Annotated in this window: 11 protein-coding genes; 7 read left to right on the forward strand and 4 right to left on the reverse strand. The window is 37.0% G+C overall.

What is annotated here, in order from left to right; translation table 11 throughout:
• The first annotated feature begins 105 nt into the window (after nt 1–105).
• The gene (locus A9G25_RS07190) at nt 106–978 is read left to right on the forward strand and encodes an EamA family transporter (protein WP_065626355.1); all 873 of its coding nucleotides are present in this window, start codon (nt 106–108) and stop codon (nt 976–978) included.
• A gap of 112 nt (nt 979–1090) precedes the next feature.
• Here A9G25_RS07190 and ffh read toward each other — a convergent pair whose 3' ends face one another.
• On the reverse strand, nt 1091–2458 hold the full coding sequence (ffh, locus tag A9G25_RS07195) for a signal recognition particle protein (protein WP_065626356.1): 1368 nt from the start codon (nt 2456–2458) through the stop codon (nt 1091–1093).
• A gap of 185 nt (nt 2459–2643) precedes the next feature.
• Between ffh and A9G25_RS07200 the strand changes: the two genes are divergently transcribed.
• From A9G25_RS07200 to A9G25_RS07230, 6 genes are all read left to right on the forward strand, one after another.
• Nucleotides 2644–3027, forward strand: a complete 384-nt coding sequence (locus tag A9G25_RS07200; RefSeq protein WP_065626357.1) for a RidA family protein — start codon at nt 2644–2646, stop codon at nt 3025–3027.
• A 270-nt stretch (nt 3028–3297) separates the two neighbouring features.
• Complete coding sequence (locus tag A9G25_RS07205) at nt 3298–4500, forward strand: amino acid aminotransferase (RefSeq protein WP_065626358.1); 1203 nt, start codon at nt 3298–3300, stop codon at nt 4498–4500.
• Between the two features lie 35 nt (nt 4501–4535).
• Nucleotides 4536–4667 carry an entericidin A/B family lipoprotein gene (locus A9G25_RS07210; RefSeq protein ID WP_202112501.1) on the forward strand — a complete coding sequence of 44 codons (132 nt, stop codon included), beginning with the start codon at nt 4536–4538 and terminating at the stop codon, nt 4665–4667.
• 135 nt (nt 4668–4802) lie between these two features.
• A complete protein-coding gene (locus A9G25_RS07215) occupies nt 4803–5237 on the forward strand; it encodes a hypothetical protein (protein WP_141675042.1) in 435 nt (144 codons plus the stop codon).
• 117 nt (nt 5238–5354) lie between these two features.
• Entirely contained in the window at nt 5355–6269 is a 915-nt protein-coding gene (galU, locus tag A9G25_RS07220) for a UTP--glucose-1-phosphate uridylyltransferase GalU (RefSeq protein WP_065626360.1), read from the forward strand.
• A 734-nt stretch (nt 6270–7003) separates the two neighbouring features.
• Complete coding sequence (locus A9G25_RS07230; RefSeq protein ID WP_141675043.1) at nt 7004–8398, forward strand: hypothetical protein; 1395 nt, start codon at nt 7004–7006, stop codon at nt 8396–8398.
• 454 nt (nt 8399–8852) lie between these two features.
• Here the strand turns inward: A9G25_RS07230 and gyrB are convergent, their stop codons facing one another.
• Genes gyrB through dnaN form a run of 3 tightly spaced genes read right to left on the reverse strand, consistent with a single transcriptional unit; the run spans nt 8853 to nt 13532 of the window.
• Nucleotides 8853–11264: a DNA topoisomerase (ATP-hydrolyzing) subunit B gene (gene gyrB, locus A9G25_RS07235; RefSeq protein ID WP_065626363.1), complete on the reverse strand. Its 2412-nt coding sequence runs from the start codon at nt 11262–11264 to the stop codon at nt 8853–8855.
• 42 nt (nt 11265–11306) lie between these two features.
• The gene (recF, locus tag A9G25_RS07240) at nt 11307–12380 is read right to left on the reverse strand and encodes a DNA replication/repair protein RecF (protein ID WP_065626364.1); all 1074 of its coding nucleotides are present in this window, start codon (nt 12378–12380) and stop codon (nt 11307–11309) included.
• A gap of 48 nt (nt 12381–12428) precedes the next feature.
• On the reverse strand, nt 12429–13532 hold the full coding sequence (dnaN, locus tag A9G25_RS07245) for a DNA polymerase III subunit beta (RefSeq protein WP_065626365.1): 1104 nt from the start codon (nt 13530–13532) through the stop codon (nt 12429–12431).
• Nucleotides 13533–13542: the final 10 nt, after the last annotated feature.

Here is a 13542-nt window from a genome sequence, read left to right on the forward strand (position 1 = left end):
CTAGCCAATAAATCAATTAATCATATGCTTTTTATACTCAAACACATAGTTTCCTGAAACTTTTTTTCATTAGTTTCATATACAATAAATTTAAGGTAATTATTTATGCTTAAAAGGTTTTGGCCTGTTTTGTTAATTTTTATCTCAATGATTTCAGTGCAAGGCAGTGCCTCAATAGCCAAATATTTGTTTCCTGTATTAGGGCCTGAAGGGATGACAGCTTGGCGATTATTTTTTTCGGCAATTATGCTAATTTTAATATTCAAGCCGTGGCGTAAAACACTGACAAAACAAGCACTCAAATACATTTTTTTATATGGTATTTCAATTGGTTGTATGAATTTAGCGTTTTACAACGCAATCGCAAGAATTCCGCTAGGTATTGCAGTTGCCATTGAACTCACGGGGCCAATTATGGTGGCGATGTGCTCCTCGCGTAAAGTACTTGATTTTATTTGGTTAGGTGTTGCTATTATTGGCTTGGCTATGCTTTTACCTATTGAACAAGCTTCAAGCAATTTAGATCCCAAGGGGATTTTATTTGCGCTATTAGCTGGAAGTGGTTGGGCGTGTTATATCTTATTTGGACGCAAAGCCAGCACTATCTATGGCTCAGCCAGTGTAGCGGTTGGATCAGTCATTGCTTCGTGCTTTTTATTTCCTATTGGAATTTGGCAAAGTGGCAGTACCATGTTTTCGTTGGAATTGCTCCCAATGGTTTTTCTGGTCTCATTATTAGCATCAGCAATCCCTTATGGATTAGACATGATTGCACTACCAAAATTACCAGCACAAACATTTAGTACATTAATGAGCTTATCGCCTGTTTTTGCTGCGCTTTCTGGATTCATTGTTTTGCATGAACAACTAACCCACTACCAGTGGTTAGCCATTATTTTTATTATTACCTCATCGATAGGTACAGTGCTAACTATGAGTCGTCCAGTAAAAATAAAATCGAGTAAACCAAAAAATTAAAACCACTATCGCACTATTTATAAGTGTGATAGTGGTTGTACGGTAAATTATAGTTAACAGTTACCAAGTACTCAGTTATAACACATTTAGTTGAAAATTTAGCATTAATGACTTAACGAGGAGGTAATCCCATACCACCGCCCATTAATCCTTTCATTTGGCGCATCATCTTCATCATGCCACCACCTTTCATTTTTTTCATCATCTTTTGCATATCTTCAAACTGTTTTAACAGCTTGTTGACATCTTGAACCTGAGTTCCCGAACCGTTGGCAATACGGCGTTTACGAGAACCTTTAATGATTTCAGGATTAGCACGCTCTTTTAATGTCATTGAACCAATGATTGCTTCCATTTTGATGGTAATTTTATCATCCATCTGTGCTTTAATATGATCAGGAAGTTGACCAACACCTGGCAATTTAGCTAATAAAGCCCCCATTCCGCCCATATTACGCATCTGTTTTAACTGATCTTGGAAATCGTTAAAATCAAATTTATCACCTTTTTTTAGCTTCTTGGCAATTTTTTCAGCTTTTTCGCGATCGACGTTGCTTTGTAATTCTTCAATTAAAGATAGCACATCGCCCATACCTAAAATACGTGAAGCAATGCGATCAGGATAAAATGGTTCTAAAGCGTCTGTCTTTTCACCCATCCCTAAGAATTTAATCGGTTTACCCGTAATGTGGCGAATTGATAACGCTGCACCACCACGAGCATCCCCGTCAACTTTTGTTAAAATTACACCAGTAAGCGGTAATGCATCATTAAACGCTTTAGCGGTATTAGCGGCATCTTGCCCTGTCATAGCATCGACCACAAATAGTGTTTCAACTGGATCGATAGCTTGGTGTAGCGCTTTGATTTCATCCATCATATTGCTATCAACATGCAAACGACCTGCAGTATCGACAATTAACACATCAAAAAATTGCAATTTAGCATGCGAAATAGCTTTATTAACGATACTGACTGGTTTTTCAGTAATATCAGATGGAAAAACTTCAACATCAATAGCTTTAGCTAACGTTTCGAGCTGTTTAATCGCAGCTGGGCGATAAACATCGGCAGAAACAACCAACACTTTCTTTTTATGTTTTTCTTTTAAAAATTTAGCTAGCTTAGCAACGCTCGTTGTTTTACCTGCCCCTTGCAAACCCGCCATTAAAATCACAGCGGGTGGTTGAGTTGCTAAATTGAGCGAACTATTAACCTCACCCATAGCAGTTGTTAATTCAGCCTGAACTATTTTGATAAATTCTTGACCTGGGGTTAGGCTCTTATTGACATCTAATCCAACAGCTTTTTCTTTAACTTGATTAATAAATTCACGAACTACGGGTAGTGCAACATCGGCTTCAAGTAGTGCCATACGAACATCGCGCAATGCATCTTTGATATTATCTTCAGATAATCTTCCTCGACCACTAATATTGCGGAATGTCTGTGATAAACGGTCGGTTAAATTCTCGAACATATTAACTCTCGTAATAAATGAAAAATAGCCATTATCATATCAGAAAATTTCAATAAGTCCCACGATCATAATTTTGCGCTGACTTGACACAAAATTGTGTTCCTGTTGAAATGAGGAAAGAGAAAAAGACGATTCTTAATAATTACAAAACAGAATAGATTAAATTAAAAAGGAGAAAATCGAACATGGCAAAAGTAATTAGTACTGATAAAGCGCCAGCAGCTATTGGGCCTTATGTTCAGGCAGTAGATTTAGGTAATATGTTATTTGCCTCAGGACAAATTCCATTAGATCCAACAACGGGTGAAATGCCAACTTGTGTTAAAGAGCAAGCCAAACAAAGTTTAGCTAATGTTAAAGCGATCATCACTGCGGCTGGCTATCAAGTAAGTAATATCGTTAAAACGACTATTTTCTTAGCCGATATCAATGACTTTGCTACGGTAAATGCAGTATACGAAGCTTTTTTCACTGAAAATAATGCATCTTTCCCAGCACGTTCTTGCGTACAAGTAGCTCGAATCCCCAAAGATGCCAAAGTCGAAATCGAAGTTATTGCCGCTAAATAAATTTGCTTATCAGATTAGCACCAATGGGTGCTAATTTTTGTCAAAAAGTTTCAGGTAACTATGTGTTTCAGTATAAAATTAATATAAAAACATGACTTTTTGGGTTATCTTGTTCTTTAATTCCTCTTATTAAAAAACGGCAATTTTCCAACCAAAAATTAACTTAATTATTTGCTATTAAACTATTATTTAATGATTGATCGCCAATAGAGTTGGTGTAATAATCTACAATTATTTATTATTATTATTTGTACCAATTGGATTGTAAAAATGTTTGAAAAAGTAGAGCCGTACGCAGGGGACCCCATCTTATCACTAGTAACTGAATTTATTAATGATAGTCGAGACAACAAAATAAATTTAAGTATTGGTTATTATTATGATGAAAATAGCATAGTGCCTCAATTACAATGCATTAAAACGGCGCGTGATTATAACTATCATCACAACCAAGGTGCTCAACTGTATTTACCCATGAGTGGCTTGCCAACTTATTGTCAAGCGATCCAATCTTTGTTATTTGGTGAAGATCGTTCAGCCTATAAAGATAAACGTATCGCAACGATACAAACCTTAGGCGGATCGGGGGCTCTTAAAATAGGTGCTGATTTTTTATTTCGCTATTTCCCAAATTCACAAGTATGGGTCAGCGATCCGACTTGGGAAAATCACATTGCCATTTTTAATGGTGCAGGTTTTAAAGTAAACCAGTATCCTTACTTTGATGAACAAACATGTGGCGTAAAATTTGAAGCAATGCTTGAAACATTAAATCAATTACCCGCTAAAAGCATAGTTTTACTACACCCTTGTTGCCATAACCCAACTGGCGCCGATCTAACACAAGCACAGTGGGATAAAGTAATAGCTGTTTTACAAGCACGAGATCTTATTCCATTTATGGATATTGCTTATCAAGGCTTTGGCAAAGGTATTGAACAAGACGTTTATGCGATTCGAAAAATGGCAGATGTAGGATTATGTGGATTTGTTAGTAACTCATTTTCGAAAACATTTTCACTTTATGGTGAACGAGTGGGGGGATTATCCGTTTTATGTGATAACAGCCAGATCGCCAACCGCGTGTTAGGGCAGTTACAAGCAACGGTTCGCCAAAATTATTCAACTCCAGCGGCATATGGCGTGCAGTTAGTGAGTTATGTTTTAAATAATCCAGAACTTAAAGCGCAATGGTTAAAAGAAGTCGACTCTATGAGAACTCGCATCGTAACCATGCGATCAACTCTGGTTGAATTATTAAAAAAAGCGGCACCTGATTGTCATTTTGATTATTTAGTAAAACAGCAGGGCATGTTTAGTTATACCGGTTTTAGTAAAGAGCAAGTTACACAATTAAAAGATAATTTTGCTATTTATTTGGTGGGTAGCGGAAGAATGTGTGTAGCGGGTTTAAATCACCATAATATCGAACGTGTGGCAGAAGCATTTGCTGCACTAAAACAATCATGTTAATAAAGGAGTGTATTTTTATGTTCCATAAAATGTTAATGTTAATATTAGGTATAGCAATGACGACTCTAGTTGTTGGATGTAACACCGTAAAAGGTGTTGGTCAAGATGTCGAATCGGGTGGAAAAGCCATTTCACATACAGCCGAAAAAGTGAGTGATAAAATGTAACTAAGGTTATAGATTGTCTACAAATATCTTAATGTTTTAAATATAATTAGTTAAATGTCACGTATTTTATTTACTGTTACATTATTTTTACTTGTAGGGTGCAGCTCGTTAAACTTTCGAACTGCACCTTTAACTATGGAAAATTGTCAATATTCAAACCTGTCAGGTATTGAATTTTTATTAAACCCACTCCCTTCAAATAAACCAAGCTATCAGCATGTTTATATTAGCCAGAGTCGAGAAGGCAAACATTTGCCCAGTAGTTATGCAGGAATAAAAGGCAAATTAACCGATCAAATTCTTATTCGCAATTATCCCAAACAGACATTTTGGCGAACGCCAAATTTATTCGAAATGGCCTCTTTATATGATGATGGATATGATGACCTTTACATCAGTAAAGCACAAAAAGAGGCGCGTGATCGAAAAGCAAAATTTGTAGTAAGACAAGCTGTGTTACAAAATTGCCAAATTGTTTATATCGCTATTGATTCTTTAGCTAAAGACAGAGATAATCCTTTGCTAATTGAATCTAACGATTTATCGATTATTAGACAGGCACAAAAATGAGTGGCTGAATTACTCATATATAAAAGTCAGAATGAGTCAAAAATACATTTGTTAATGGTTGCCATAGTGAAGTTACTTATAGCGACATAATTAGTTAATTTGTTTTAAGGAAATAAAATGACATCAAATTTAGACAATTCAGTAAATGGAAAAGTAACAAAAGCGGTTATCCCTGTTGCAGGTTTGGGTACTCGTATGTTACCAGCAACTAAAGCTATTCCAAAAGAGATGCTCCCTGTTGTTGACAAGCCACTTATTCAATATGTAGTTAAAGAGTGTATTGCCGCAGGCATAACTGAAATTATATTTGTTACGCACTCATCAAAAAACTCAATTGAAAACCATTTCGATACCAGTTTTGAATTAGAAGCCATGTTAGAGGCGCGTGTTAAACGCCAATTATTACAAGAAGTACAAGGCATTTTACCTAAAAATGTCACCATAACTAGCGTCCGCCAAGGTTTGGCAAAAGGGCTTGGTCATGCGGTATTATGTGCTTATCCTTTAGTTGGTGATGAACCATTTGCTGTTGTTTTACCTGATGTGATTATCGATGAATACGAAAGTGACCTTACCAGCGATAATTTAGCTGCAATGATCAAAAATTACCATGAAACCAAACATAGCCAAATCATGGTAGAGCCCGTGCCAAAAGAATTAGTTTCTTCTTACGGTATTGTTGATTGTCGTGGTCAAGAGCTATCTGCGGGTAATGTTGCACAAATGTACAGCGTAGTTGAAAAACCATCAGTTGAAGAAGCACCATCAAACCAATCCGTTGTTGGACGTTATGTTCTATCTGAAAAAATCTGGCCTTTACTAGCCAAAACGCCATTAGGTGCAGGCGGTGAAATTCAATTGACCGACGCAATTGCTATGTTACTTGAAGAAGATTGTGTTGATGCCTATTGCATAAAAGGTCGTAGCCATGACTGCGGTAATAAACTTGGCTATGTACAAACATTTGTACAATACGCAATGCGACATAAAAGCTTAGGTAGCGATGTTAAAGCTTGGTTAAAAACGCTTTAATTTTTGATTTAGGTTAGCTAGGTTTCGAATGTTTTGACCTTTTGTGGAAATAATTAACATCAGTGACAACATCCGAAACCATTACACTACCCCCTCTAAGCCTGTAATAACCGCCAGGTTTATTCAAAAATAAAAACTTAAATAAAATCAATGGTCTACCTGAGCGATTTTTAGAGCAAAAAACACACTTATAGCACCACAATGCTAATATGCTTGCCTTATCACAGCATCAAAATATACCGATAACGAAATAAAGCTAGCACACCAAACTGGGCTGTTGGGTGTGTTTGTGTTTTAGATGTTATCAGCAATATTAATTATTCCGCAAAAGCCAAAAACTTATAAAACTAACACCCTATTTTAATTAAAAAATTCACCTATCTCTAAAGCTGAACCGTTTTCATATTTACATTTCTTTACAAAAAAGTCCGCCAAAAAAACTAGTCAATCACCCCTTAAACGGCTATACTTTCATCGCTTCAGAAAAATGAGCTTATCAAACAAGCAAATAATTATAAAAAATTCAAATAAAACAAAATATTACTTGACAGGTGAAACGAAATGCAGTACCATTTTAGGCACAAGGCACAAGGCACAAGCACTGGCAAACCTATGTCTTAAATTTATCAAATAATCCTATTCGACAAGTTTTTACTCGAAACTTATTTATATTTTCGAAATTATCTCTCGAATTATTTTCGAAATTATCCACAAAACTATTTTCAAAAATCCCATTGGCATTAACGCCGTTGTTGTTATTGCCGTACTCTTTAGAATCGCAGGCATTATCGGCTACCACATCAAATGCCATTCAAGGCACAGCACCTTATTTAACTATTGATGGCGGTGTTACTAAAGTGACTGAAATAAGGGAATTATTAGGTATTAAGTTATCAGACGGTCGAACATTCACACCGCAAAATAATCCTTCATCATCGACAGCGCTAATCAAGTTACCTAATGTAGGGGATACTTTTGCTGATATTGAAATGATAGTCCCGCCATCAAGCGACTCAATAAATATAAATGACTTAGTAACACAAGGTAAATGGGGCGATGATGATGGGGATGGACAGGGAGCAGGTGAAGTTACTGCATCAGGAAGTATATCGTTAGTAATAAAGGATAAAGATGGCAATACCGTTAATCGTAGTGATACATTAAGTCTATGTAAAGCGCCTTATAAGGTAACCTTAAGTAGTACAGGAGGTAGTTTAACTACACAATATGGTTTGCCAGATAGTAGTACTTTTAGTGGAGGAACAGCGGAGTATTATATCACTCCGCCATCACAGCCCGTTATTTGTGCAGTCAGGCCGAATCTAAATGAAGGTACATACGGCCATGCAGCAGGCCCATCTAATATATGGAGTCCTACTAAGGGTTTTTTAGTTCAGTCAACAACCCCATCATCTTACGGTTTAAATTTTCCAACGACTGGTGCAGATGGCTTGTATTTTGATTTGGATATAGTTGGGGTAGATGCAAGCCAATTGAGTTGGACAGTTACTACGCTTGGTGATATAACGGCAACAGTGAGTTGGACAAGGCCGCTAGGGTCATTCACAGACCCATGGGGAGATACGATGCCAGCTGATAAATGGATTACGGATAAATCCAAGAATGTAACACGGGTAACGTTGCATGGTCCAGAGGCAAGAAGCCAGTGGGAGAATCCTAGTCCTAGTCAAATTACCGTGCCGTCTTTGCCGCAGACATTTGAGTTGGTTGGTAGGGATAGAAGTGGTAATGAGGTGAGGTATGGCTTTGTGTTGAGGCAGTGGTTCGTCAATCGGGGTAGTCAACGGAAAATTTATAGTGACCAGTTAGCATGGTGTAATAGTTTGGGTTATCGCATGCCGAGGGTAAGAGATTTAACCAATTCAAACTATAATAATTTAGGCGCCACACCTAGCTCATCAAGTAATTATTACAAGCGTCACATAGGCGCTGGCTTTTTCACGGAGTGGGGCCGCATGTACGACTACACTGATGCGGGCTTCGTCTACGTCTACTACTGGACGAGCGACGCTACAGGTAGCCACCAGTTCAATGTCCACTCGTACGACGGCTACGTCCTCAGCCTCAGTGCCAGCGACTCCCACTCTGGCCTTTGCACCGCACCTTAGTTTTTAGCGTTTAGTTCTTAATCCTTAGGGTGCGGAAGGGGGTTACGGTGCTTGAGAGGATAATATAACAAAGAATAAAGCCCCCGCGTAAGTTGGGGCGCTGAGCAGGCAAAGTCTGTGAACCTTGCGCTTTAATGGCAGAAAATCAAAATAGCACCCCGACCGATACGACTTAAAAGCTTGCGCTTTTGTTATTAACTGACTGTTATTAACAAGCTGTTATTAATAGCTATTATCAAATAACAAAAGCGCTTTTCTTATTTCTTAAAAAGCCAAATTCAATGTAATAAAAAAATAACCACCCTATAAGTGTTTGATTTCATTTAAAAATAAAAAATTAAATAAAATCAATGGTCTACCTGAGCGATTTTAAAGTAAAAAACAACGCCTAATTCCTTTGCACAAAAAAAATCAGACATTATGTCTGATTTTTTACTTTTTATCACGACAATATTTAAAAATCTAAATTCGCCGCTTTAAGGGCATTTTCTTCAATAAATAGTCGGCGTGGTTCAACTTCATCCCCCATTAATGTGGTAAATAATTGATCCGCTTCAATTGCATCTTTTATGGTGACTTGCAACATGCGACGACTGGTTGGATCCATTGTGGTTTCCCATAACTGTTCTGGGTTCATTTCACCTAGTCCTTTATAACGCTGAATAGTTAATCCACGACGTGATTCTTTAATTAACCAATCAACAGCTTCATCAAAAGATTCTACGGGTTGTTTGCGTTCTCCACGTTGAATAAAGGCGCTGTCTTCAAGTAGATCTTTTAATTGTGCACCAAGGTGGCAAATATTACGGTATTCATTACTATGGATGAAAACTTGGTCTAATGGATAGTGAGTATTTACACCATGAGTTTTTACTTTAATGATTGGCACATATAGTTGTGCTTTTTCATTATATTCAGCTGAATAAAGGTAGCTGCTACCATGTTGTTCTTTATTTGATAGTTTTTCAACAAGGGTTTTTGCCCAATTTTCGGCTTGTTGTTGGTTTTGTAAAATACTTTCGTTTAATACATCATGATAAACCAATTCCGATAACAACGCTTTTGGATAGCGACGTTCCATTTTTGTAATAAGTTTTTCGACTTTTTGATATTCAGCAATTAGTTTTTCTAATGCTTCGCCTGCAAGTGCAGGTGCATGGTCATTGACATGTAACGATGCATCTTCAAGCGCTAAGGCAATTTGAAATTGCGTCATTGCTTCATCATCTTTGATATATTGTTCTTGCTTGCCTTTTTTGACTTTGTATAAAGGTGGCTGTGCAATATAAACATAACCTCGCTCAATGATTTCTGGCATTTGTCGGTAGAAGAATGTTAATAATAACGTTCGAATATGCGAGCCATCAACGTCGGCATCGGTCATGATAATAATGCTATGGTAACGCATTTTGTCTGGGTTATATTCATCACGGCCAATTCCACAACCTAATGCGGTAATTAGTGTTCCGACTTCTTGAGATGAGAGCATTTTGTCAAAACGGGCTTTTTCGACATTTAAAATTTTACCTTTAAGCGGTAAGATTGCTTGATTTTTGCGGTTGCGTCCCTGTTTTGCTGAGCCCCCCGCAGAGTCCCCTTCCACTAAGTATAATTCAGATAAAGCTGGGTCTTTTTCTTGGCAATCAGCAAGTTTACCTGGTAATCCGCCTAAGTCTAAGGCGCCTTTTCGACGTGTCATTTCGCGCGCTTTACGGGCGGCTTCTCGTGCTCTTGCAGCATCGATGATTTTTCCGACAACAATTTTGGCATCACTTGGGTTTTCAAGTAGATATTCTGTTAACTTTTCGCCCATTACGGATTCAACGGCAGATTTTACTTCTGATGATACCAATTTGTCTTTGGTTTGTGATGAGAATTTTGGGTCAGGTACTTTAACTGATACTACCGCAATTAAACCTTCACGAGCATCATCACCTGTGGCGCTGATTTTGGCTTTTTTGCTGTATCCTTCAGCTTCCATATAGTTGTTTAATGTGCGCGTCATTGCTCCACGGAAACCCGCCAAGTGAGTACCGCCATCTCGTTGTGGAATGTTGTTAGTAAAGCAATAGATGTTTTCTTGGTAACCATCGTTCCATTGTAGTGCTACTTCAACACCAATACCGTCTTTTTCTGTGCTGAAGTAAAATATTTTAGGATGAATAGGGTTTTTATTTTTGTTTAAGTATTCAACAAACGCTTGAATGCCACCTTCGTAATGGTAATGTTCATTTTTGCCTGTGCGCTCATCAAGTAATCTTATTGATACGCCTGAGTTTAAGAATGATAATTCTCGTAGTCGTTTTGCTAATATTTCGTAGACAAATTCAATATTGGTAAATGTTTCTGGGCTTGGCCAGAAGCGTACATAGGTGCCAGATTCAGATGTTTCGCCAATTACTTTTAGGGGAGCTTGCGGGACACCTAAGTTATAAACTTGTTGGTGGATTTTTCCATCACGATAAATAACTAATTCTAATTTATCTGATAAGGCGTTAACAACCGAAACACCTACACCATGCAAACCACCAGATACTTTGTAAGAATTATCATCAAATTTACCGCCAGCATGCAATACGGTCATGATAACTTCTGCTGCTGAAATACCTTCTTCTTCATGAATACCTGTTGGAATACCGCGACCATCGTCACGTACAGAAACAGAGTTATCAGGGTGGATTGTTACTTCAATATGGTGACAATATCCAGCTAATGCTTCATCTATGGCATTATCAACAACTTCAAAAACCATATGGTGAAGTCCTGTACCATCATCAGTATCACCAATATACATACCTGGACGTTTACGGACAGCATCAAGCCCTTTGAGTACTTTAATGCTAGAAGAATCATAAGAATTGGACATGGATTTCTCGACTTTTTTGATTGTTTATATCGTTCTGTATATTTACGTAATTATACCAGATTTTATGTGAAAAATCTTATCATTTTCATCGATCATATGGGTAATTTGCGATTGGTTAACTGCAGTTATGAAGACTTGTGAATTAGCTTGTTTTAAACGTTTGGCTAACAATTCGCGTTTATTGTTATCTAATTCAGATGCAAAATCATCAAGTAGGTAGATACAAGCTTGGGTATTTTGCTTGGAGTAATATTCACCTTGAGATAAACGTAATGCGCACATTAATAATTTTAATTGTCCACGTGATAACAGATCTTCAACTGGAATGTTGTCAACACGTAATCGAATATCTGCTTTATGTGGTCCGACTGATGTGTAGTTAAGGAGTTTGTCTCGTTCATACTGTTTGCGTAATATTTCAGCATAATCAGTATCATGCTCCCAACCTTGGTAATATTGGCAATTAAGTTGGTATTCGGGTAAAAAATCATGGCATGTTTGTATAATTTCAGGAAAAATATGTTGTGAGTAGTTTTCTCTAATGTGGCTAATTTTTTCAGCGATGGGTGCAAGTTCTTTGTCCCAAGGTAATAATTGATTATAGCTATGGGATTGCTTTAATAATGCATTGCGTTGTTTAAATAAACGCTTTAAATTGTTCCATAAATGAACAAATTCAGGGTGATGATGAAAACATCCCCAATCAATAAATGCTCGGCGATATTTAGGGCCTCCAGTCAATAAATCAAATCCTTCAGGTGTGATTAGTTGAATGGGTAATAATTTGGCTAAATCGGTTAATCGATAACCTTCATCTCCATCTATTCTGATTTTATTATCATTATTACGCGATTTAGCAAGCCCAATTGAGTGATTTTGTTGATTGGCTGTGTTTAGTTCGCTGAATAATACTAGTTCTGGCTGTTCGTGTTGAATAATTCGATTAGATTGAGTGTGTCTAAATGCACGACCATGACCAAGCATATAAATAGCTTCAAGTAAGCTCGTTTTTCCACTCCCGTTATCGCCAACAATGAAGTTGAAATGTGGCGATAAAGTTAGCTGTGCATAACTAATATTACGAAAATGATGAACTTTGATTTTTGAAAGAGTCATATGCTTTAAATTATTCCGGACGAAGCCGGAATATTAAGTGAGATTGGATTATAAGCGCATTGGCATAACAACATAAGTTGCTGTCTGATTATTGATATCTTCTATTTGTACACTTGATGTTGCATCGGTTAATAACAGTTGTACGCTATCACATTTCAATGTGTTTAATATATCAAGTAGATAGGTTACATTGAAGCCAATTTCAAGCTCTGCTGATTCATATTTTACGTCAATAACTTCTTCTGCTTCTTCTTGTTCTGGGTTGTTTGCTGTAATCTTTATTTGATTGTTATGGACATAAAGTCGAATACCACGGAATTTTTCATTAGATAAGATCGCAACTCTTGATAGGGCGTTTCTGAGTTCTTCGCAAGATACTTCAAGTGGTTTATCTGGGTTGCGTGGTAATACTCGTTTGTAGTCAGGGAATCTTCCATCAATGAGTTTTGATGTGAAAGTGAAATCACCAAGATTAACTCGTAAGTTATTATTACCAATTTGCATATTGATTAATTCTTCGTTATCACTAACCAGTTTTGCAAGCTCTAGTACCCCTTTTCTTGGTAAAATGACAGAATGATTAGTTTTAGTATCTTGTTCAATAGGTTGTGCGCATAAAGCTAATCGATGTCCATCTGTTGCAACTGATTTTAGTAAACCATCTTCAATTTCAAGTAACATGCCATTTAGGTAATATCTTACGTCTTGATTTGCCATTGAAAATTGTACCGCATCAATAAGGCGTTTAATGGTTTTTTGTGGAACTGAAAGTTCAACATCACTTTGCCAATTTTCTAAATTTGGAAAATCGGTAGCTGGTAGTGTTGATAATGAAAATTTACTACGTCCTGATTGAATGATCAATCGGTTATCGTCAACGCTTATCGAAATTTTGGCATCATTAGGTAAGTTTCGGCAGATATCAAGAAACTTTCTTGCTGGCACGGTTGTTGCACCTGGTTCACTCGGTTCAACTAATGGTAGATGAGATATCATCTCTATTTCAAGATCAGTTCCTGTCATCGATAGCGTGTTATCATTCACTTGTAATAATAAATTCCCCAAAATTGGTAGTGTAGGGCGACTACTTAATGGTGCACTTACAAGTTGTAATGGCTTTATTAGTTTTTCACGATCTATAATAAATTTCATAGTATTGATT

This window comes from Gilliamella sp. Bif1-4 (assembly GCF_001690535.1).
Lineage (GTDB): Bacteria > Pseudomonadota > Gammaproteobacteria > Enterobacterales > Orbaceae > Gilliamella > Gilliamella bombi.